Source organism: Pseudomonas sp. PDM17, from assembly GCF_014851985.1.
Classification (GTDB): domain Bacteria; phylum Pseudomonadota; class Gammaproteobacteria; order Pseudomonadales; family Pseudomonadaceae; genus Pseudomonas.
Genome location: NZ_JACVAT010000002.1, coordinates 663,882 through 685,559 on the forward strand (window position 1 = coordinate 663,882; position 21,678 = coordinate 685,559).

Annotated in this window: 19 protein-coding genes; 13 read left to right on the plus strand and 6 right to left on the minus strand. The window is 65.3% G+C overall.

Going from position 1 to position 21,678, the window contains the following annotated elements; all coding sequences use genetic code 11:
• Positions 1-72 precede the first annotated feature (72 nt).
• Positions 73-1,299 carry an EAL domain-containing protein gene (locus IB256_RS08715; RefSeq protein ID WP_192402130.1) on the minus strand — a complete coding sequence of 409 codons (1,227 nt, stop codon included), beginning with the start codon at positions 1,297-1,299 and terminating at the stop codon, positions 73-75.
• A 282-nt stretch (positions 1,300-1,581) separates the two neighbouring features.
• Between IB256_RS08715 and otsB the strand changes: the two genes are divergently transcribed.
• The 3 genes from otsB to otsA are packed head-to-tail and all read left to right on the plus strand — an operon-like array spanning position 1,582 to position 5,581.
• On the plus strand, positions 1,582-2,394 hold the full coding sequence (otsB, locus tag IB256_RS08720; protein WP_225601675.1) for a trehalose-phosphatase: 813 nt from the start codon (positions 1,582-1,584) through the stop codon (positions 2,392-2,394).
• Positions 2,391-4,190, plus strand: coding sequence for a glycoside hydrolase family 15 protein (locus IB256_RS08725; protein WP_192402131.1), 1,800 nt, complete (start codon positions 2,391-2,393; stop codon positions 4,188-4,190). The genes otsB and IB256_RS08725 overlap by 4 nt, the downstream gene beginning before the upstream one ends.
• Positions 4,172-5,581: an alpha,alpha-trehalose-phosphate synthase (UDP-forming) gene (gene otsA / locus IB256_RS08730; RefSeq protein WP_192402133.1), complete on the plus strand. Its 1,410-nt coding sequence runs from the start codon at positions 4,172-4,174 to the stop codon at positions 5,579-5,581. Before IB256_RS08725 ends, otsA begins: the two co-directional genes overlap by 19 nt.
• A 47-nt stretch (positions 5,582-5,628) precedes the next feature.
• Here otsA and IB256_RS08735 read toward each other — a convergent pair whose 3' ends face one another.
• Positions 5,629-5,796 carry a hypothetical protein gene (locus tag IB256_RS08735; RefSeq protein WP_167523180.1) on the minus strand — a complete coding sequence of 56 codons (168 nt, stop codon included), beginning with the start codon at positions 5,794-5,796 and terminating at the stop codon, positions 5,629-5,631.
• 290 nt (positions 5,797-6,086) lie between these two features.
• Here IB256_RS08735 and IB256_RS08740 point away from each other — a divergent pair, with 290 nt between their 5' ends.
• The gene (locus tag IB256_RS08740; RefSeq protein ID WP_017518411.1) at positions 6,087-6,296 is read left to right on the plus strand and encodes a cold-shock protein; all 210 of its coding nucleotides are present in this window, start codon (positions 6,087-6,089) and stop codon (positions 6,294-6,296) included.
• Positions 6,297-6,452: 156 nt separating this feature from the next.
• Here IB256_RS08740 and IB256_RS08745 read toward each other — a convergent pair whose 3' ends face one another.
• From IB256_RS08745 to IB256_RS08755, 3 genes are all read right to left on the minus strand, one after another.
• Positions 6,453-7,733 carry an MFS transporter gene (locus IB256_RS08745; protein ID WP_192402136.1) on the minus strand — a complete coding sequence of 427 codons (1,281 nt, stop codon included), beginning with the start codon at positions 7,731-7,733 and terminating at the stop codon, positions 6,453-6,455.
• A gap of 131 nt (positions 7,734-7,864) precedes the next feature.
• A complete protein-coding gene (locus IB256_RS08750; RefSeq protein ID WP_192295684.1) occupies positions 7,865-9,019 on the minus strand; it encodes an acyl-CoA dehydrogenase family protein in 1,155 nt (384 codons plus the stop codon).
• A gap of 59 nt (positions 9,020-9,078) precedes the next feature.
• A complete protein-coding gene (locus IB256_RS08755) occupies positions 9,079-9,945 on the minus strand; it encodes an IclR family transcriptional regulator (protein WP_081520824.1) in 867 nt (288 codons plus the stop codon).
• Positions 9,946-10,188: 243 nt separating this feature from the next.
• Between IB256_RS08755 and IB256_RS08760 the strand changes: the two genes are divergently transcribed.
• From IB256_RS08760 to IB256_RS08800, 9 genes are all read left to right on the plus strand, one after another.
• Entirely contained in the window at positions 10,189-10,965 is a 777-nt protein-coding gene (locus tag IB256_RS08760) for an enoyl-CoA hydratase (RefSeq protein ID WP_192295682.1), read from the plus strand.
• A complete protein-coding gene (locus IB256_RS08765; RefSeq protein WP_192402138.1) occupies positions 10,962-12,506 on the plus strand; it encodes a 3-hydroxyacyl-CoA dehydrogenase in 1,545 nt (514 codons plus the stop codon). The genes IB256_RS08760 and IB256_RS08765 overlap by 4 nt, the downstream gene beginning before the upstream one ends.
• A 33-nt stretch (positions 12,507-12,539) precedes the next feature.
• Positions 12,540-13,742 carry a 3-oxoadipyl-CoA thiolase gene (locus IB256_RS08770; RefSeq protein ID WP_192402140.1) on the plus strand — a complete coding sequence of 401 codons (1,203 nt, stop codon included), beginning with the start codon at positions 12,540-12,542 and terminating at the stop codon, positions 13,740-13,742.
• A gap of 22 nt (positions 13,743-13,764) precedes the next feature.
• A complete protein-coding gene (locus IB256_RS08775) occupies positions 13,765-15,003 on the plus strand; it encodes a CaiB/BaiF CoA transferase family protein (RefSeq protein ID WP_151186941.1) in 1,239 nt (412 codons plus the stop codon).
• Positions 15,004-15,239: 236 nt separating this feature from the next.
• On the plus strand, positions 15,240-15,989 hold the full coding sequence (locus tag IB256_RS08780; protein ID WP_192402142.1) for an electron transfer flavoprotein subunit beta/FixA family protein: 750 nt from the start codon (positions 15,240-15,242) through the stop codon (positions 15,987-15,989).
• Positions 15,989-16,918, plus strand: a complete 930-nt coding sequence (locus IB256_RS08785; protein ID WP_192402144.1) for an electron transfer flavoprotein subunit alpha/FixB family protein — start codon at positions 15,989-15,991, stop codon at positions 16,916-16,918. Before IB256_RS08780 ends, IB256_RS08785 begins: the two co-directional genes overlap by 1 nt.
• 164 nt (positions 16,919-17,082) lie before the next feature.
• The gene (locus IB256_RS08790) at positions 17,083-18,486 is read left to right on the plus strand and encodes a DUF2252 domain-containing protein (protein ID WP_192295973.1); all 1,404 of its coding nucleotides are present in this window, start codon (positions 17,083-17,085) and stop codon (positions 18,484-18,486) included.
• Positions 18,487-18,575: 89 nt separating this feature from the next.
• Complete coding sequence (potE, locus tag IB256_RS08795; RefSeq protein ID WP_192210614.1) at positions 18,576-19,913, plus strand: putrescine-ornithine antiporter; 1,338 nt, start codon at positions 18,576-18,578, stop codon at positions 19,911-19,913.
• Complete coding sequence (locus IB256_RS08800; RefSeq protein WP_192402146.1) at positions 19,910-20,803, plus strand: amino acid ABC transporter substrate-binding protein; 894 nt, start codon at positions 19,910-19,912, stop codon at positions 20,801-20,803. Before potE ends, IB256_RS08800 begins: the two co-directional genes overlap by 4 nt.
• A gap of 44 nt (positions 20,804-20,847) precedes the next feature.
• On the opposite strand, the gene IB256_RS08805 is transcribed toward IB256_RS08800, so the two are convergent.
• Positions 20,848-21,522, minus strand: coding sequence for a MarC family NAAT transporter (locus IB256_RS08805; RefSeq protein ID WP_192295970.1), 675 nt, complete (start codon positions 21,520-21,522; stop codon positions 20,848-20,850).
• Positions 21,523-21,678: the final 156 nt, after the last annotated feature.

Here is a 21,678-nt window from a genome sequence, read left to right on the forward strand (position 1 = left end):
TCCTTTGCTGAGGACAATCCAGACGGCTGTTGCGGACAGGAAGTCCGCAACAGCCGTTTTCTTTTCCGCGTCTCACTGTGCCGGGCGTATCGCCTGAACCGCATCCAGTTTCTGCAGTCGAAGCGGCGCTCCGCGCAGGAAGGTGCCGATCTGGCTGGCATCCATTGGCTTGCCGAACAGATGGCCTTGCGCGCAATCGCAGTCCAGCTGCTGCAACTGGCGAAGCTGCGCGGCGTTCTCCACGCCCTCGGCAATCACCTTGAGGCCCAGTTCGCGGCCGAGCGCCAGAGCGTTGCGCAGCACGATGAGGCGGCGCGGGTCGCCGTTGTTCACGTCGGCTACCAGGTGGCGGTCGAGTTTCATCTCGGTGAAGGGGAGTTCCATCAGGCGCTGCAGCGTGGAGTGCCCACAGCCGAAATCGTCGATGGCCAGGCCGCAGCCCAGCAGACGGAGGCGCAGTACGTTCTCCAAGCTCAACGACGGCGCGTGCAGTGGCGAGCTTTCGGTCAGCTCGAAGGTGATGCGCTTGGGCTCGATATCCACCTGGCGCAGATTGCGCTCCACCGCGGCGGCAAAGTCGGTCTGGGCGATCTGCTCGGCTTCCAGGTTGAAGGACAGCTTCAGCTCATTGTTCCCCAGGGATTGCATGGCCTCGGCGGCTTGGGTCATCAGTTCGAAGAGCATGCCGTCGAGCTTGCCGGCGCGGCGCAGTCCCGGCAGGAACTCGCGGGGGAGCAAGATGTTTCCGTCCTCCAGTTGCCAGCGCGCCAGTACCTCGAACCCATAAACCTGCGCCGTCGCCACGGATACCTTGGGTTGCAGGTGGGCGCGCAGACGGCCGTGCGAGGACAGGCTGGCGGCTTCGCCTTCCTCGTCGTCGGCGGCCGCGTTCAGGGGTAGGCCAAGCTGCGATTCCCAGGGGTGAAAGTCGGCGAGCAGGGCACGCAGGCGCTCCAGGGTCGCAGCCTCGTTGCCCAGCCAGAACACCTGCAGGCCCTGCAACTGCAGGAGGTGGGAGAGGGCGCTCCAGGTGCCCGGCGCCATTTCCCCGCTGACCACCACGCCATGGGTGAGGCGTTCGCGGGCTACGGTCTGGAGGAGTTCCAGGCGCGACACCGGATCGATGCGCACATCGCAGATCAGCAGGTGGACGCCGCCCTGGCTGCGCAGCCGATCCAGCGCGAAAGCATTGCTGGAGACCTCCGAGAGGAAGCTGTAGCCCAGGTGATGCAGAGCGGTGACAGCGGTCGAGCGGTGCAGGCCGGAAGCCTGAAGCACCAGCGCGGAGAGCGGAGACATGAAGTTTTCTCATGGAGGATTGGCCCGGCGCATTTTCGAGATTGGCGTTTGGGCTGTGAGGCGGATCATTCCGGGATTTCTGTAAGGGAAATCCCATCAGGCGTTATCGGTGCATGTGCTCCGAACCCCGCAAGCTCTGGCCTGCGCCTTGCCACGTGGCATGCGGGTGAAACCCAGGGTCGACCCTCGTGGTCCCACATGTTAGGGTCCTTGGGCTCCCTTTCACGTCCGCACCGGCTACCCACGGCTGCGCGGCACGCCCTGAACATGGAGAAATGGCTCATGTCACGTCCCGTACCAAGGGGACCTGTCGACACCGCCATGGTCCCGCATAGCGAGGCCTCAGCCACTGCGCTGCTGAACCTCTGGCTCAGCCGACCTCAGCAGACCGCACTGTTCCTGGATGTCGACGGAACCCTTCTGGACATCGCCGAATCACCCGGCGCGGTCGTCGTACCGCCCGGGCTGCTCGATGCCCTCACGCACCTGCATCGCCGACTCGACGGTGCCCTGGCCCTGATCAGCGGCCGCCCGGTCGAAGAACTCGACCGGCTCCTGCAACCCTTGCGTCTTGCCGCCAGCGGCGGCCATGGCGCCCACTGGCGCGAAAGTGGCGACAGCCCCTTGCGCCGCACCAGCAAAGACCTGCCCGCCTGCGTGCGGGTGCAGTTGAACGCCCTGGCCAATCGGCATGTCGGAATCCAGGCCGAGGACAAGGGCAGCAGCTACGCGCTGCACTACCGCTCCGCACCTTCGCTCGCCACAGCACTGCATGTCGAGTTGCAGGCTTTGCTGCGGGCGCCGGAGGGCGCAGGGCTGCGCTTGCTCAACGGCAAGCAGGTCTACGAAGTCGTCCCCGAAGGTGTCGACAAGGCCCAGGCGATTCAGCGGCTGCTGGGTATGCCTGGCTTCGCCGGACGCTTGCCGCTGTACATCGGCGACGACGTCACCGACGAACCCGCCATCGCCCTGATGCCGGCCCTGGGCGGCCTCGGCCTTTCGGTCGGGCGCGCCTTGCCCGGTGCCAGCGCGGTGTTCAGCGACGCGGCGGATGTCCGCGCCGCTCTGATGCAAGCAGGAGGAATCAACCGATGACGAACCGGCACGAAGGTGCTCTGGAACTGGGCCTGATCGGCAACTGCCGGGTGGCCGCGCTGGTCAATCCGCAGGCGCGGCTGGTCTGGTGGTGCTACCCGAACTTCGATAGCGATCCGGCTTTTTCCCGGCTACTGGCCGGCGATGACGAGAAAGGCTTTGCCGATGTGGTGCTGGAGAACCAGGCCAGCAGCACGTCCGACTATCAGCGCAACACGGCGATCATCACCACCGTGCTGCGGGACGACAACGGCGGCGCAGTGCGCATCACCGATTTCGCCCCGCGTTTCCTGCAGCACGGCCATGTCTACCGCCCGGCGCAGCTGTGCCGGTTGATCGAGCCCATCGAGGGCGTACCGAAGATCACCCTGCGTGTGCGTCCGACCCACGGCTACGGCAAGTCGAGCCAGGGCGCCATCGGTTCCAGCCATATCCGCTACCTGGAAGGTGATGAGCCGCTGCGCCTGACCACCGACGCGCCGCTGGCCTATATCCAGCACGAAACGCCATTCGCCCTGCGCCATCCCGTGAGCCTGGTGATCGGCCTCGATGAACCGCTCGACAACGCTCCCGGCGAAGTGGTCCGCGATTACCTCAAGCGCACCCAGAACCACTGGCACGACTGGGTGCGCGGGCTGGCCATCTGCTTCGAATGGCAGCCGGTGGTGATCCGCTCGGCGATCACTCTGAAACTGTGCAATTTCGAGGACACCGGGGCGATCATCGCCGCTGCCACCACTTCCGTGCCGGAGGCGCCCGACTCGCAGCGCAACTGGGACTACCGCTACTGCTGGCTGCGTGATGCCTACTTCGTGATCCTCGCCCTCAACCGCCTGGGCGCCACGCGGACCATGGAGGGTTACATCGACTTCATCACCACCGTGGCCAGCGGCGACGCCGAGCTCAAGCCGCTGTACGGGATAATCCCCAATCAGGACCTCACCGAACGTATCGAGCCGGATCTTGCCGGCTTCCTCAACCACGCTCCGGTGCGGGTCGGCAATCAGGCGGTGGAGCAGAACCAGCACGACGTGTTCGGCTCGGTGGCACTGGCGGTGCTGCAGAGTTTTGTCGACGAGCGCCTGCCCAATCCCAGCAGCGAGGGCATGCTGCAACTGTTGGAGAGCCTGGCCGCCAAGGCCGTGCACGCGGCGTTCGAACCCGACGCTGGCATCTGGGAATACCGTGGCCGCCAACGCATCCACACCCATTCCGCGCTGCTCTGCTGGGTTGCCTGCGATCGCGTCGGGCGCATTGCCAGACGCCTGGGCCGCGGCGAGGAAGCCGGCGACTGGATGGACAAGGCGGCCAACCTGCGCGAACGCATCCTCGCCGAGGCCTGGAGCGAGAAGAAGCAATGTTTCACCGGCGCTTTCGGCCATGACGACCTCGATGCCAGCGTGCTGCTGATGAACGAACTGGGGATCATCGAGGCCGATGACCCTCGCTTTATCGCCACGGTCGAGTGCATCGGCCGCGAACTCAACGTCAACGGGCAGATGCTGCGCTACGCCGCGGCGGATGATTTCGGCGTGCCGGAAACCGCCTTCCTGGTGGTGAAGTTCTGGTACCTCGATGCGCTGGCAGCCATCGGCCGAGTCGATGAGGCGCGTCAGCTGTTCGAGCAACTGGTCGCCTCGCGCAATCGTTACGGATTGCTTTCCGAAGACCTGCACCCGGACACCGGCGAACTCTGGGGGAACATTCCACAGACCTACTCCATGGCCGGGCTGATCAATTCCGCCATGCGTCTTTCCATTGGCTGGGAGGAAGGTCTATGCCGCGCCTCGTGGTGATATCCAACCGGGTCGCGATCCCCGACGAGAACGGCCCGGCGCCGGGCGGGCTGGCTGTGGCGGTGGACGCCGCCATGCGCAACCGCGAGGGCATCTGGTTCGGCTGGAGCGGCGAGAAGGCCGAGGAGCCGGGCCCGCCGACCATGGTCCAGCGCGACAACCTGCAGTACATCCTCACCGACCTGCACCCGCAGGACTTCGACGAGTACTACAACGGCTTCGCCAACCGCGTCCTCTGGCCGATCCTGCACTACCGGGTCGACCTGGCCGAGTTCAACGAGGCCGAGTTCGGTGGCTACCAGCGGGTCAACGAGTTCTTCGCCGAGCGCCTGAGCCCGCTGCTGGAGGAGGACGACGTCCTCTGGGTCCACGACTACCATCTGATCCCCCTGGCTTCGGCCCTGAGGCAGCGCGGGCATGGCAACCGCATCGGCTTCTTCCTGCATATCCCGATGCCGCCGGCCGACCTCATCACCGCGCTGCCGCATCACGACGAACTGATCCGCGCGCTCACCGAGTACAACCTGATCGGCTTCCAGACTGAAAACGACGCCAGCAACTTCGCCCGCTACCTGACCCGCGTGGTTGGCGCGGCGACTCCCGATGGCCGGCGCTATCACCTGGAGGACCAGCATTTTCGAGTCGGCGTCTTCCCGGTGGGCGTGGACGCGGCCGGTTTCCGCCGACTGGCCGAAGAGGCCTCGCAGAGCCAGGCAGCCGAGGACCTGCGCGAAAGCCTGGGCGGTCGCGCGCTGATGGTAGGGGTGGACCGTCTCGATTACTCCAAGGGCATCGTCAACCGGCTGGACGGCTACGAGCGCTTCCTCGAGCGCAACCCGGACTGGCACAACCGCGTCACCTGCCTGCAGATTTCACCGGGCAGCCGCCAGGATATCCCCGAGTACGTTGACATCGATGCTGCCGTGAGCGCGCGGGTAGGGCACATCAACGGGCGCTTCGGCGCCGTGTCCTGGGTGCCGCTGCGTTATGTGGCGCGCAACCACCAGCGCGCGGACATCGCGATGGTCATGCGCCACGCACGGATCGGCCTGGTGACGCCGCTACGGGACGGGATGAACCTGGTCGCCAAGGAATTCGTTGCCGCCCAGGACCCGGACGATCCCGGCGTGCTGATCCTTTCCCAGTTCGCGGGCGCCGCCGCCGAGCTGGGCGGCGCGCTGATCATCAATCCTCACGACCGCGACGCCCTGGCCGATGCCATGCAGCGGGCGCTGCGCATGCCGCTCAAGGAGCGCCAGGCACGTCACCGGGACATGTATGCGGTGCTGGAGGCCAACGACATCCGCTTCTGGGGGCCGAGTTTCATCGACGCGCTGACGCGGCCGGGCAGGGCGCTGAACTGGCTGTCGAACCATTACCTCAGCCACTGAAATGCAAAACCCCGCCATCGCGGGGTTTTCTTCATGCATTCAAGCGGTTAGGGCGCCGGTTTCTTCCCATCGGACTTTGCCCATTGCGACTTCCGCTCGACCTTCACTGCCAGTTGGCCAACGGGGATTTCCTGGATTTCGCCACCCTGGGAGAGGAAAGCGGCAATCTTTTCATCGAGCTCCGAACGTTCGCGAATCAGCTGTGAATCAGTCATGAAGTCACCTTTGCGTTGGGCGCCAAACCGGCCCGGCCAGCCTACACGTCTTTGACCTGTCGCGTCGTAATTGCTCGACCATTTGTCAAAATCACCACTGGTCGTGAAAAAAAGCTATGAATTAGCGCCAAACCTTGTATTCTGCATGGGCTGCCTGCCCAGTAACGAGTTCCGCGACTTGATGTTCTTCTACAAGATGCTCCATCTCCTCGGCACCTCTTCACTACGCATTCAGCTCATCGCCGGTCGGCTTTCGGCCGGCCTTTAGCATTCTTTTAGGAGACAACATCATGTCCGATCGTCAAAACGGCATCGTCAAGTGGTTCAACGCTGAGAAGGGCTTCGGCTTCATCACCCCGGAAAGCGGCCCGGACGTATTCGTTCACTTCCGTCAGATCGAAGGCAACGGCTACAAGTCCCTCGACGAAGGCCAGAAGGTCAGCTTCGTTGTGACTGCCGGCCAGAAAGGCCCGCAAGCTGAACAAGTTCGCGCTGTCTAATCGACATCGCTGACGAAAGAGCCCCGCTTCGGCGGGGCTTTTTTTGCCTGCGATTTGCCCCGCTGACTCTTGATGACGCTTTCGGGGAAAAAACAAAAACGCCCGGTGCAGTGCACCGGGCGTTTTTCGCGGGTGGCTGGGCGCTGAGCGCTCAGGTCATTCCTGCTGTGGGTCGAACTGCTTGTCGCGGATCAGCAGGGCGGGGATGACGCCGCAGATGAAGTACGCCGCGCCCATCACCAGGAAGCCGACGCCAATGGACATCTGCGTAGCGAGGAAGCCGATCACCGCCGGGGCGATGGCTGCGCCGATGCGGCCGATGTTGTAAGCCCCGCCCACTGCTGTGCCACGGAAGGCGGCGGCGAAGCTCTCGGTCATGTAGGTCGCGTTCACGCCGTACGGGATGCCATAGAGGAAGCCGAACACCACCAGCATCCAGAGAATGTTCTCGGGGCTGTGGAACAGCACGATCACCGGCAGGAACACCGCGGTGCCCAGGGCGCCGAAGGAGAACACGGTGCGGCGGCCGAACCAGTCGGCGGCGACGCCGGCCAGGACCTTGCCCAGGATCATCGCGGCATAGGTGCCCACCAGGTACGAGGTCATGGCCTTGAAGTTCATGCCCATCTCGGTTTCCAGGTACGACGGCATCCAGTTGTTCACGCCGTAGTAGCCGAACTGCAGGAAACCGGCGGTCAGTGCCCAGAACAGGAACATGCGGCTGGCCTTCGGGTCGGCGAAGATCTGCTTGAAGGCATTCTGCCGGGGTGCAGTGGCTGCGCGGCCGGACGAGCCTTCGGCCTTGCGCTGCTGGCGTTCTGCTTGCGCCTGGACCCAGGCGGCGGGCTCGGGGATCAGCTTGCGCATGGCGATGGCCAGCACCACAGGGATGATGGCGATGTAGAACAGGTAGCGCCAGCCATGGTCCGGCAGGATCCAGCCGGCCAGCAGGGTGGCGACGATGTAGCCCACCGACCAGCCGGCCTGCAGGGTGCCGAGCACGGTGGTGCGGTATTTGGTCGGCACGTATTCGGCCATCAGCGTGTTGCAGGCCACGTACAGGGCGCCGAGGCCCAGCGAGGCGACGAAGCGCGCGGCGGCGAACTGCCAGTAGTTGTGGGTGAGGCCGAGGACGGCGGTGCCGACGGAGAACAGCACAATGGTCCAGACCACCGTCTTGACCCGGCCGAAGCGGTCGCAGGCCCAGCCGCCGTAGATGCCGCCGAAGGCCATGCCGGCCAGGGTGACGCTGCCCAGGCTGCCGGCCTGGAGGTTGCTCAGGCCGAACTCGGCCTTGAGGCTGGTGAGGCTGTAGGAGAGGAGCATCAGGTCTGCGCCATCGATCAGCAGGCCGATGAAGCAGAAGGCGAAGACCAGGACCCAGGTCTTGCTCTGGGTAGCAGCGGTTGCAGCCGTTGCGGAAGCAGTGTTTTCCATGAACGAATTACCTGTTGTAGTTGTTGGCGGGGCGGTTGGCCGACCCTCGGTAAGCGTGCGTGCGAATCCTGCCGGCAGGCGCGTGGTGCGTGGCCACGCGCTGCCGAATTGGGTGCCTCAGTGCCTGTGTGTCAGGACTGGGCTTCGCGGATCATGTTGCGGGCGATGATCACCTGCTGGATCTGGGTGGTGCCCTCGTAGAGTCGGAACAGGCGGACATCGCGGTAGAAGCGCTCGATGGCGTACTCGCTGACGTAGCCGGCGCCGCCGTGGATCTGTACGCAGCGGTCAGCAACACGGCCGCACATCTCGGTGGCGAACATCTTCGCGCAGGAGGCTTCGGTGCTGACGTTGCGGCCCTCATCGCGCTTGCGTGCGGCGTCCAGCACCATGCAGCGGGCGGCGTAGATCTCGGCCTTGCTGTCGGCCAGCATTGCCTGGATCAGCTGGAACTCGGCGATCGGCTGGCCGAACTGCTTGCGCTCCAGGGCGTATTGCAGCGCGTCGGCGAGCATGCGCTCGGCGGCGCCGACGCTCAGCGCGGCGATGTGCAGGCGGCCCTTGTCGAGCACTTTCATGGCGGTCTTGAAGCCCACGCCCTCGACGCCGCCGATGAGTTGGCTGGCGGGGATGCGCACGTTGTCGAAGATCACGTCGCTGGTGTGCGCGCCTTTCTGGCCCATCTTGTGGTCCGGCTTGCCCAGGGAAATGCCCGGAGTGCCACGCTCGACGATGAACGCGCTGATACCGGCGGAGCCCTTGATCGCCGGGTTGGTGCGTGCCATTACGGTATAGATGCCGGCGTGCGGGGCGTTGGTGATGAAGCGCTTGGTGCCGTTGAGCACATAGAAGTCGCCATCGCGCACGGCGGTGGTTTTCAGCGAGGCGGCATCGGAGCCCGAGTCCGGCTCGGTCAGGCAGAAGGCACTGAGCAGTTCGCCGCCGGCGAGCTTGGGAAGGTAGTGGGCTTTCTGCTCCGGCGTGCCGTCGATCAGGATGCCGATGGAGCCGATGCCGTTGTTGGTGCCGATGTAGGAACGGAAGGCGGGGGAGGTGCGGCCGAGTTCGAAGGTGATGTTCACCTCTTCTTCCATGGTCACGCCCAGGCCGCCGAACTCTTCGGGGATGGTCAGGCCGAACAGGCCCATCTCGCGCATCTGCTGGACGATGTCCTGCGGGATTGCGTCGGTCTCGGCGACCTCGTTCTCCCGCGGGATCAGCACTTCGCCGACGAACTGGTGGATGGAATCCAGAAGTATCTGCAGCGTTTCTGGGTCTCGGATCATGTGCACTCCTCAAAAGGCCCGCGAGCGGGCCTGTCTTCCGAGGCACCGTCACCCGAGATTCAGCGAGCGGCGGCACCTATGTTGTTGACCATGTTGATCAGGCGGGGCCCGATGTCGTCCTCGAGCTTCTCGCGTGTCAGCTGGAAGCTCGGGCCGCCGCAGTTGAAGGCCAGCAGGCCGTACTGCGGATGTACCAAGGGCACGGCGACGGAGTTGACGTCGCGGTGCCATTCGCCGATCGACAGGCAGTAGCCGTAATCGGTGAAGTCCCTGAAGGCGCGGTCCAGACCCTTGCGGATGGCCGGCCAGTTTTCCGGTTCGCGCTGGCGAACGTGGTCGAGCAGGAATTCCCGCTCGTTCTCCGGCATTGCCGCGAGGCACGCGCGGCCCACCGAACTCGCCGCCAGCGGCAGATAACTGCCGATCTGCCGGCGCATCGTCATGTTTCCCTGGCCCTGCACGACGTCCACGTAGACCATCTGCAGGCGGTCGCGGGCGGCCATGGCCACCGCCGCCTGGGCGTGGTTGGCCAGTTCCTCCATCAGCGGATGGGCCACCGCGCGGATCGACAGGTTCGACAGCATCGCGTAGCCGAAACCCAGCACGCCGACGTCCAGCTGGTACTTGCCTGAATGCACCTCGCGCTTGAGGCAACCCAGGCGCATCAGGGTGTTGGTCAGGCGTGTCACGGTCGGCTTGGGCAGGTCGGTCTTGCGCGCCAGGTCCTGGTTGCTCAGCACGTTTTCCCGTGGCGTGAAGCAACGCAGGATCTCCAGGCCGCGAGCCAGGGCCGTCACGAACTGGCCGCTGTTTTCCTCTTCGCTCAGTGCCGTGGCGGGGTCATACAGTCCCCGTTCCAGCAGGCCGATCTCACCTTCGTTTTTCGTCGGCGCAGCCGAGTCCATCTCCGTCTTGTTGCGGCGCATGGTAGAACCCCTATTCACGGAAAATCAATAAAATAAAATACAGTTTCGTCAGGCGAAATTGTAATGGGTCTGGACTGGTTAGTACAGGCGTACCCTTAAAAATATTCAAAGCCGCGTATTTAAAGGCTTTTAGAGGGTGTGTCGATCTTCACCGTTTACAGGCTGGATGAGGTGTCACTATGATGAAATCGAAATACGGAATGTAGTTTCGTCAGACGAAACAACTAAGAGGTCAGAGCTCCAATGAATACCAGCGTGGTTCATCTCGATATCCAGGCCGATGGTGTGGCGGTCGTCCGCATCGACCGACCGGAAGCCAAGAACGCCTTGAATGCTGCCGTGCGCCAGCAGCTGGCCGAGCACTTCCGTGCCCTGAGCGAAAATCGCGACGTTCGCGCGGTGGTGCTGACCGGGGGAGAGGAATGCTTCGTCGCCGGGGCGGACATCCGCGAATTCGCCCAGGCCAGCCCCATCGAGATGTACCGCCGCCATACCGAGCTGCTGTGGGAGGCCATCTCGCGCTGCCCGAAACCGGTGATCGCCGCCGTGAATGGCTTCGCCCTGGGCGGCGGCTGCGAGCTGGCGATGCACTGCGACATCATCGTCGCCGGTGAGTCGGCACGCTTCGGCCAGCCGGAAGTGAAACTCGGCCTGATGCCCGGCGCGGGTGGCACCCAACGGCTGATCCGCGCCGTGGGCAAGTTCCAGGCGATGCGCATTGCCCTGACCGGCTGCCTGATCAAGGCGCCGGAAGCCCTGGCCATCGGCATGCTCAGCGAAGTGGTGGAAGACGCGCGCACGCTGCCACGCGCACTGGAGCTGGCTGCCGAGATCGCCACACTGCCGCCGCTGGCCGTGGCGCAGATCAAGGAAGTGATGCTCGCCGGCGCCGACTTGCCGCTGGAGAGCGCCCTGACCCTGGAGCGCAAGGCTTTCCAGCTGCTATTCGATTCGCAGGACCAGAAGGAGGGCGCCGCCGCCTTCCTGGAAAAACGCAAAGCCAGTTTCCTGGGGGAATGAGCATGACCCTTTCTTTCGAGCGCATCGAGCGTATGGCCATTGTCGGCACCGGCGTCATGGGCAGCGGCATCGCCCAGATCGCCGCCCAGGCCGGCATCCAGGTGCAGCTCTTCGATGCCCGCGACGGCGCTGCGCAAGCGGCCCGCGATAACCTCGGACGGACCCTCGCCAAGCTGGCGGAGAAGGGCAAGATCACCACCGCCGACGCGGACGCGACCCTGGCGCGCCTGCTGGTCGCCGGCTCCCTGAGCGAGCTGGCGGATTCCGATCTGGTGGTCGAAGCGATCATCGAGCGCCTGGATGCCAAGCAGGCGCTGCTGGCCGAACTGGAAGCCGTGGTCAGCGCCGAGTGCATTCTCGCGACCAATACCTCGTCGCTGTCGGTCACCAGCATCGCCCGTGGCTGCCAGCATCCTCAGCGGGTGGCAGGCTTCCACTTCTTCAACCCGGTGCCGCTGATGAAGGTGGTCGAGGTGATCGACGGCCTGGCCAGCGACCCGCAGGTCGGCGACAGCCTGGTGGCGCTGGCCGCGCGCATGGGCCATCGCGGCATCCGCGCCAAGGACACCCCCGGCTTCATCATCAACCACGCCGGCCGCGCCTACAGCACCGAAGCCCTGCAGATGCTCAAGGAAGCCATCGCCGAACCGGCCGATATCGACCGCATTCTGCGCGAGGGCCTGGGCTTCCGCATGGGCCCGCTGGAGCTGTTTGACCTGACTGCGCTGGACGTGTCCCACCCGGTGATCGAGTCCATCTACAACCAGTTCTACCAGGAGCCGCGCTATCGCCCGGCGGCGCTGACCCGGCAGATGCTCGAGGCCGGTTTCGTCGGGCGCAAGGTCGGGCGAGGCTTCTATCGCTATGCCGACGGCAAGATGATCGATGCGCCCGCTCCGCAACCGGTGCCGAACGTGGCCGCGCTGCCGCCGGTGTGGATCGGTGCGGAGAACGAACAGGATCGCGAACTGCTCGGCGAACTGCTGAAGAAGCTCGGCGCGACCCTGGAGCAGGGCGCCCAGCCAAGCAGCGAGGCGCTGTGCCTGCTGGCTCCCTATGGCGTTGACGCCACCACGGCGTGCCGGAGCTTCGGTACCGACCCGGCGCGCACCCTGTGCATTGACCTGCTGCTGGATCTGCAACGTCACCGCTGCCTGATGCAGAACCCGGCGACCTCCAGCGTCATGCGCGACGCCGCCCATGCGCTGCTGGCGGCTGATGGTGTGGGCGTCACGGTGATCAATGACAGCGTCGGCTTCGTTGCCCAGCGCGTACTGGCGCTGATCGTCAACCTGGCCGGCGACATCGTCCAGCAGCGCATCGCCAGTGTCGACGACCTCGACGAAGGCGTGCGCCGTGGCCTGGGTTACCCGCAAGGCCCGCTGGCCTGGGGCGACAGCGTCGGCCCGTCGCGCCTGCTGACCATTCTCGAACGCATGACCGGCCTGACCGGCGACGCCCGCTACCGCCCCGGCCCCTGGCTGCGCCGCCGCGCCGAGTTGGGGTTGTCGCTGCGCCATGCCGAGCCCGCGCTGGGCTGAGGCCCGGCGTCCACCTCTTTCAAGGAGACTTCCATGCTCAATGCCTACATCTACGCCGGCCTGCGCACCCCCTTCGGGCGCCATGGCGGCGCCCTGGCTCCGGTGCGCCCGGACGACCTGATCGCCCAGGTGATCCGCGAGCTGCTGGCCCGCACCAGCGTGCCCGGCGAAGCCATCGAGGACGTGATCCTCGGCAACACCAACCAGGCCGGTGAAGACAGCCGCAACGTCGCCCGCCATGCTGCGCTGCTCGCTGGCCTGCCGGTGAGCGTGCCGGGGCAGACGGTGAACCGCCTATGCGCCAGCGGCCTGGCGGCCGTCATCGATGCGGCGCGCGCCGTGACCTGTGGCGAAGGCGAGCTGTTCGTCGCTGGCGGCGTGGAAAGCATGTCCCGCGCGCCCTTCGTCATGGCCAAGGCCGAGGCCGCCTACAGCCGCGACCTGACGGTGTTCGACAGCACCATCGGTGCGCGCTTCCCCAACCCGAAGATCATCGCCGGGTTCGGCAACGACAGCATGCCGGAGACCGGCGACAACGTAGCCCGCGAGTTCGGCATCAGCCGCGAACAGGCCGACCGTTTCGCCGCCCGTTCCCAGGCCAACTTTGAAGCCGCCCGCCAGGCCGGTTTCTTCGCCGGGGAAATCCTCCCGGTCAGCGTGCCCACCGGGCGCAAGACGCCGCCGAACGTGGTCGAGCAGGACGAACATCCGCGTCCGTCTTCCGATGAAGCCGCGCTGGCGCGCCTGAAACCCTTGTCCGAAGGCGGCGTGGTCACCGCCGGCAATGCCTCTGGCGTCAACGATGGCGCGGCCGCGCTGCTGATCGGCTCGGTTGCGGCGGGCGAACGCCACGGCCTCAAGCCGCTAGCGCGGATTCTCTCGGCAGCGGCGGTCGGCGTGGAGCCACGCATCATGGGCGTCGGCCCGGTGGAGGCGATCAACAAGGCGCTTGCCCGCGCCGAACTGACCCTGGCTGACATGGACATCATCGAGATCAACGAGGCCTTCGCCTCCCAGGTGCTCGGCTGCCTGCACGGCCTGGGCGTGGACTTCGACGATGCGCGGGTCAACCCCAACGGCGGCGCCATCGCCGTCGGCCACCCGCTGGGCGCTTCCGGCGCGCGGCTGGCGCTGAGCGTGGCGCGACAACTGCAGCGCACGGGTCAACGCTATGCGGTGATCAGCCTGTGCATCGGCGTGGGCCAGGGGCTCGCCATGGTTATCGAGCGCGCGTGAGCGCGCCTGCGAGGAATTGAAGATGGGTGCTTTGAGCGGATACCGCGTACTCGACCTCAGCCGCGTGCTGGCCGGCCCCTGGTGCGGCCAGGTGCTGGCCGACCTGGGCGCGGAAGTGATCAAGATCGAACGTCCTGGCGTGGGTGACGACACCCGCGGCTGGGGCCCGCCCTACATGAAAGCCGCCGACGGCTCGGACAGTTCCGAGGCGGCGTACTACCAGTCGACCAACCGCAACAAGCTGTCGGTGGCGCTGAACCTGGCGACGGAAGAAGGCCAGGCGCTGGTGCGCGCCTTGGCCTGCGAGTGCGATGTGCTGATAGAGAACTACAAGGCCGGCTCGCTGGCCAAGTACGGTCTGGATTACGACAGCCTGTCCAAGGTCAATCCGCGCCTGGTCTACTGCTCCATCACCGGCTTCGGTCAGACCGGCCCGCGCGCCGAAGAGCCCGGCTACGACTTCATCATCCAGGGCATGGGCGGGCTGATGAGCATCACCGGCGAGAAGGACGGCGTGCCCGGCGCCAGCCCGCAGAAAGTCGGTGTCGCCGTGTCCGATGTGATGACCGGCCTGTACTCGGTGGTCGCCATCCAGGCCGCGCTGCTGGCGCGGGAGAAGACTGGCCGCGGCCAGCACTGCGACATGGCGCTGCTCGACGTGCAGGTCGCCATGCTCGGCAACCAGAGCCAGAACTACCTCGCCACCGGTCGCTCGCCGGGCCGCCAGGGCAACGCCCACGTCAACATCGTGCCGTACCAGGTGTTCAGCGCGCAGGACATGGATTTCATCATCGCCTGCGGCAACGACAGCCAGTTCGTCTCGCTGTGCGACGCCATCGGCCTGCCCGAACTGCCGAAGGACCCGCGCTTCACCCGTAACGCCGACCGCGTGCGCAACCGCGACGTGATCGTCGGCAAGCTGGCGGAACACTTCCAGGGCGACACCGCCGACAACTGGGTGCGCCGCATCCACGCGATGAAGGTGCCGGTCGGTGTGATCAACGATATCGGCCGCGCGCTGGACGAACCGCAGGTGGTCGCCCGGGACATGCTGGTGGAGATTCCCCACGCGCAGAACCCCGCGTTCCGCATGGTCGGCAGCCCGCTGAAGCTGTCCGACACCCCGGTGGAATACCAGCGCCCGGCGCCGATGCTCGGCGAACACACCGACGAGGTGCTCAAGCGCCGCCTGGGGCTCGACGACGCGCGCCTGGCGGCGCTCAAGGCAGAGGGTGTGATCGAGCAGCTGGGCAAACCCTGACGCGTCAATGCTCGCAAGAGAGTAGGGCGCATAACGCGCCAGCGTTATCCGCCGCTGGCCCGAATGACGGCGGATAACCGCAAGCGGTTATGCGCCCTACGGTCGTTGAGTCCGTTCGCGGGCAGGCCCGCTCCTGCAAGTGTTCCCCCATTGCTCTTCGCAGGAGCGGGTTTGCTCGCGAACCCACCCCAACAGCAGCGCCGAGGCAAACCGGCGTCAGCCAAGGAAACAACCGAATGAAAGTACTCGTAGCCGTCAAGCGCGTGGTCGATTACAACGTCAAGGTCCGCGTCAAGGCGGACCACTCCGGCGTCGATCTGGCCAACGTCAAGATGTCCATGAACCCCTTCTGCGAAATCGCCGTGGAAGAGGCCGTACGCCTGAAAGAGAAAGGCGTCGTCACCGAGATCGTTGCGGTCTCCGTCGGCCCGACCGCTGCCCAGGAGCAACTGCGTACCGCGCTGGCTCTGGGTGCTGATCGCGCCATCCTCGTTGAAACCAACGAAGAACTGAGCTCCCTGGCCATCGCCAAGTCGCTCAAAGCCCTCGTCGACAAAGAGCAGCCGCAGCTGGTCATCCTCGGCAAGCAGGCCATCGACAGCGACAACAACCAGTCCGGCCAGATGCTGGCTGCGCTGACCGGCTACGCCCAGGGCACCTTCGCCTCCAAGGTCGAAGTTGCTGGCGACAAGGTCAACGTCACCCGTGAAATCGACGGCGGCCTGCAGACCGTTGCCCTGAACCTGCCGGCCATCGTCACCACCGACCTGCGCCTGAACGAGCCGCGTTATGCGTCGCTGCCGAACATCATGAAGGCGAAGAAGAAGCCGCTGGAAACCCTCACTCCTGATGCGCTGGGCGTCTCCACGGCCTCCACCGTGAAAACCCTCAAGGTCGAAGCGCCCGCCGCGCGCAGTGCCGGCATCAAGGTGAAATCGGTGGCCGAACTGGTCGAGAAACTGAAGAACGAAGCGAAGGTGATCTGATGGCGGTCCTGGTTATTGCAGAACATTCCAATGGCGCGCTGGCCTCGGCGACGCTGAACACTGTCGCCGCTGCGCAGAAGATTGGTGGCGACATCGCTGTGCTGGTCGCTGGCCAGAATGTCGCTGGCGCGGCCGAAGCCGCTGCCAGGATCGCCGGTGTTGCCAAGGTGCTGGTCGCCGACAACGCTGCCTACGTCCACCAACTGCCGGAGAATGTGGCGCCGCTGATCGCCTCCATCGCCGGCAATTTCAGCTACGTGCTGGCCCCGGCGACCACCAACGGCAAGAACTTCCTGCCGCGCGTCGCCGCCCTGCTGGACGTCGACCAGATCTCCGAGATCATCGAAGTCGTCAGCGCCGACACCTTCAAGCGTCCGATCTATGCCGGTAACGCTATCGCTACCGTGCAATCCTCGGCTGCCGTCAAGGTCATCACCGTGCGTGGCACCGGCTTCGACGCCGTTGCTGCCGAAGGTGGCTCCGCCGCTGTTGAAGCCGTTTCCGGCCCGGCCGATGCTGGCAAGTCCGCCTTCGTGGGCGAAGAACTGGCCAAGTCCGACCGTCCGGAACTGACCGCTGCCAAGATCGTCGTTTCCGGCGGCCGTGGCATGGGCAATGGCGACAACTTCAGCATCCTCTACTCCCTGGCTGACAAGCTGGGCGCTGCCGTCGGCGCTTCCCGCGCTGCCGTTGACGCCGGCTTCGTGCCGAACGACATGCAGGTCGGCCAGACCGGCAAGATCGTCGCTCCGCAGCTGTACGTGGCCGTCGGTATCTCCGGCGCCATCCAGCATCTGGCGGGCATGAAGGACTCGAAAGTGATCGTGGCGATCAACAAGGACGAAGAGGCGCCGATCTTCCAGGTTGCCGACTACGGCCTGGTGGGGGACTTGTTCGAGGCGGTGCCGGAGCTGCAAGGCGCGCTGTGAGCCGCGGCCGGCGTGCCCGACAAAAGAAATCCGGGTCGCCACGCGCATGGCCGAAAGTGATCTAGCTTGAATGGAGGGGAGCCGGCGTCGGTGCCGGCTCCGCGAGCAGATCGGCGCCGCGTCCGTGTGCGCCGCACGTCCCTCACCCCAGGTGACGAAACGCCATGGACTCCCCGAAGAAAGCCTCCAGCAAGAAAGCCGGTGCCCCCGAATCTGCCGTGCAGTTCCGCTCCCGCGAGGAGCGCCTGGACGTCGGCCGGCGCCTGCGGCAGAAGATTCCCCGCGAAAGCCATGGCAAATGGAAGTCGCCTGGGCGACAGCGCGATGTCATCGCCATCCTGGAAAAGTCCAACCGCGATCGCCTCAAGGACCTGGTGCCGATCCGCTACGGGCGCATGTTGCGCAGCCCCTTCACCTTCCTGCGGGGATCGGCTGCACTGATGGCCCATGATCTCGCCGGGCTTCCGCATATCGGCGTGAAGGTGCAGGCGTGCGGCGACTGCCATCTGCTCAACTTCGGGTTTTTCGCGACCCCCGAGCGCAACCTGGTCTTCGATCTCAACGACTTCGACGAAACCCTGCCTGCGCCCTGGGAATGGGACATCAAGCGCCTGGCGGTGAGTTTCGCGGTGGCTGCCCGCAGTAGCAGCATCGCCGATGCTCGCGCGCGCGAAATTGCCATGACCTGCGTGCGGGCCTACCGCGAGAACCTGCGCTCCTATTCGCGCATGAGCCCGCTGGAGGTCTGGTACTCGCGCCTGGATACCCAGGCCCTGCTGGACATGGCGCCCGATGCCAAGGCGCGCAAGTTTCGCCAGCAGCTGTTCGACCGAGCCCGCGAACGGGTGGTGGAAAGCGCCTTCCCGAAGATCGCCGAGCAGGTGGCGGGCCAGCCGCGCATCATCGACCAGCCGCCGATCATCTACCACGTCGCCGAAGCGGACTTCATGCAGCGCGTGCTGAGCAGCCTGGCGGATTACCGCGGCAGCCTGTCGGACGATCGCCGGGTGCTGTTCGAGCGTTACCGACTGGTCGACGCAGCAGTGAAGGTAGTCGGCATCGGCAGCGTCGGCACGCGCTGCTTCATCGCGCTGCTGTTTTCCGAGGAGAACCACCCGCTGATCCTGCAGTTCAAGGAGTCCTGCCGCTCGGTACTCGAGCCTTATGCTGGCAAGTGCCAGTACCGCCACCAGGGGCAGCGCGTGGTGATGGGCCAGCGCCTGATGCAGTCCTCCAGCGATATCTTCCTTGGCTGGATGCGCAGCCCGGCCGGGCGCGACTACTTCGTCCGACAGCTGCGCGACATGAAACTGTCGGTGCCGGTGGAACGCATCAGTGCCGTGCAACTGGAGCGCTACGCCGATATCTGTGGGCTGACCCTGGCCCGCGCCCACGCCAAGTCCGGCGACGCCGCAAGCATCAGCGGCTACCTGGGCAAGGGCGACGCCTTCGACAAGGCGATAGGCGACTTCGCCTTGCTCTATGCCGATCAGACCGAACGCGACCACGACGCGCTGGTCAAGGCCGCGCGCAGCGGGCGAGTAAAGGTGTTGATGGAGGAAGAGTAGGGCGTCCTGCGGGCTGTTTCGCGCAGCGGCGGCGCCTACGAGGGACTGCTCCTGTCTTCTGATCACTTCTCCTGCAAAAGAGCATGCAAATGGAAGCATCCGGCAAGAAGATGACCCTGACCGGGCTCACCACCCTGGTCGCGGTCAACATGATGGGCTCGGGCATCATCATGCTGCCCACCAGCATGGCGCAGCTGGGGGCGATCTCCCTGCTGTCCTGGATCATCACCGCCATCGGTTCGATGGCCATCGCCTACTGCTTCGCCCAGTGTGGTATCTACTGCACCCGCTCGGGAGGCATGTCGGCGTACACCGAGGAAGCCCACGGCAAGTCGGCGTTCTTCCTCTGCTCCTACCTGTATTTCCTGTCGCTGGCCATCGGAAACGTGGCTATCGCCATCTCCGCAGTGGGCTACCTGACCCCCTTCATTCCCTGGCTGGGCACCGGCGCCATGCCGCTGTTCATCGGCAGCGTGGCGCTGATCTGGCTGACCACCCTCGCCAACTTCGGTGGCCCCAAGGTGACCGGGCAAATCGGCTCCCTCACGGTCTGGGGGGTGATCATCCCGGTGGCGGGCCTGTCGATCATCGGCTGGTTCTGGTTCGACAAGCAGGTGTTCGACGCTGCCTGGAACCCGAACAACATCGCCATGGGCGACGCCATCACCCAGAGCATTCCGCTGACCCTCTGGGCCTTCCTCGGCATGGAGTCGGCGGCGCAGAACTCCGACGCTGTGGAGAACCCCAAGCGCAACGTGCCGCTGGCCTGCCTGCTGGGCACCCTGGGCGCGGCAGTGGTCTACGTGCTGTCGACGACGGTGATCATGGGTATTGTGCCGAATGCCGAACTGGCCAATTCCAGCGCGCCGTTCGCCTACGTTTATGCGCAGATGTTCAATCCCGTGGTGGGCAATATCATCATGGCACTGGCGGTGATGGCCTGCGTCGGTTCGCTGCTGGGCTGGCAGTTCACCCTGGCACAGACGGCCAAGGTCACCGCCGACCAGCACATGTTCCCCCGCCTGTTCAGCAAGGTCACGCTGCTCGGCGCACCGATCCTCGGGCTGGTGGCCAACGCCGCGCTGCAGAGCGCCATGGCGGTGTCGACCATCTCGCCCAACGCCTCGGAGCAGTTCGGCAAGCTGGTCAGTCTGGCCGCGGTGACCAACATCGTGCCGTACATCACCGCGCTGTCGGCGCTGCTGGTGATCATGCAGAAGGCCGGAGTGACCGGCTTCCCGCACCACCGCAACGTAGCGGCGTTACTGATCGCCATGGCGTACAGCTTCTACGCGCTGTACGCCTCGGGGATGGAGGCGGTGTTCGGCGGGATGCTGGTCACTGCGGTGGGCTACCTGATGTTCGGCTACATCGCCGACCGCTTCATCGATCCGCAGGCGAAGCTCAACGTGGAGGCCCGGCCATGAACCGCTGGCTCCCCCGCGCCATCCTCCTGCTGGCCGCCGCGTTGCCGCTGGTCGCTCCCGCCCAGACCCTGGAGCGCATCCGCAGCAGCCACACCCTGACCCTGGGCTACCTGCCGGAGCGCCCGCCGTTCTCCGCCAGCGAAGGCGAGGGCGCCGTCGGCTACGGCATCGACCTGTGCCAGAAGGTCGCCGACCAGTTGCGGACCCAGCCGGGTCTGGCGCAACTGCAGGTGCGCTTCGTCGCGTTGAATGCCGACAAGGCGCTGGAAACGGTGGGCTCCGGCGGCGTCGACCTGCTCTGCAGCCCGATGGTGGAAACCTTGAAGCTGCGTCAGGACCTCGATTTCTCCCTTCCGGTGTATACCGCCGGCCTGGGCGTGGTGGTCCGCAAGGATGCGTCGTTCTTCCTGGTGCGCTCGCTCAACGGCGAGGTGGACCAGAGCGGCCCGACCTGGCGTGCCACGCTGAACCGAGGTCTGGCGGCCTACACCTTCGCGGTGCCCGGCAATACCAGGGTGGAAACCTGGGTGCGCGAACGCCTGCGCCTGCTCAAGGTTCTGGTCACCGTGCAGGCCGTAGCCGGCCCCACGGAGGGAGTCGAAGCGGTCGCGGGCGGCAAGGCCGATGCCTTCTTCTACGACCAGATGACCCTGCGCAGTCTGGTGGAGCGCAGCGCTGGCAGGGCCAACCTGATGGTGCTCAGCCGGCGCTTCGAGTTTGCCCCGGTTGCATTGGCGATGCCGCGCGGCGACGAGGACTTCCGCCTGCAGGTGGATACCGCGCTGAGCGAGCTGTATCGCTCCGACGATTTCGTGGCGCTGTACAGCAAGTACTTCGGCGCACCAAGCGAGCTGGACCAGAGCCTGTTCAAGGTCTATTCGCGGCCGTAGGCCGGGCCGGATTGCAGGCGGGCACTTCGCTGCCCGCTTGCGTTTCAGGGTTGCACAAGCAGATGGGCGTTGGTATCGATCAGCGTCTGCGCGACCTCCACCAGGCCGTTGATGGCGAACTGCACGCCCATGCATACCAGCAGGAAACCCATCAGTCGCGAGATGGCATCGATGCCGGACTTGCCGGTGGCCTTCATGATCAGGTCCGAGGCGCGCAGGCAGCCCCAGAGGATCAGTCCGGTGCAGAGGAAGATCAGCGGTGGCGCGACCAGGATCACCCAGTGCGGGAAGCTGGTGCTGTGCTTGATGCTGGCCGCGGAGCTGATGATCATCGCGATGGTGCCGGGCCCGGCGGTGCTGGGCATGGCCAGCGGGATGAAGGCGAAACTGGTGCGTTCGGGCAGGTCCTCGCGGGAGTCTGGGGAGGGCAGGGGCGCGGGAAACAGCATGCGTCCGCCGATGATGCAGAGGATGCCGCCCCCGGCGACGCGCAGGCCCGGAATCGAGATGCTGAACACCCCCATGATGAACTCGCCGATGTAGTAGGTCAGCGTCATGATGATGAACACGTAGCAGGCGGTCAGCAGCGCCTGCTGGTTCTTCTCTTCGCGGCTGAAACCCTGGGACAGCGCAAGGAACAGCGCGACCGTGGTCGGCGGGTTGATCAGCGGCAACAGGGCCAGCAGCCCGAGTAGGATGGCGTCGAACAAACTGCTCATGAGCGGGCGTTTCTCCAGTGACGGACGGCTGGGGGAAGTTTAGGTGCGAATCCGCCGGCGGCGCGGAAACTATCGTGACCGGCTCGACACTGGCAGTACGGCCGCTGATCTACGCTGTAGACGATACGGTTGCCGCTTCGCTGGGCCTTTTGTCGT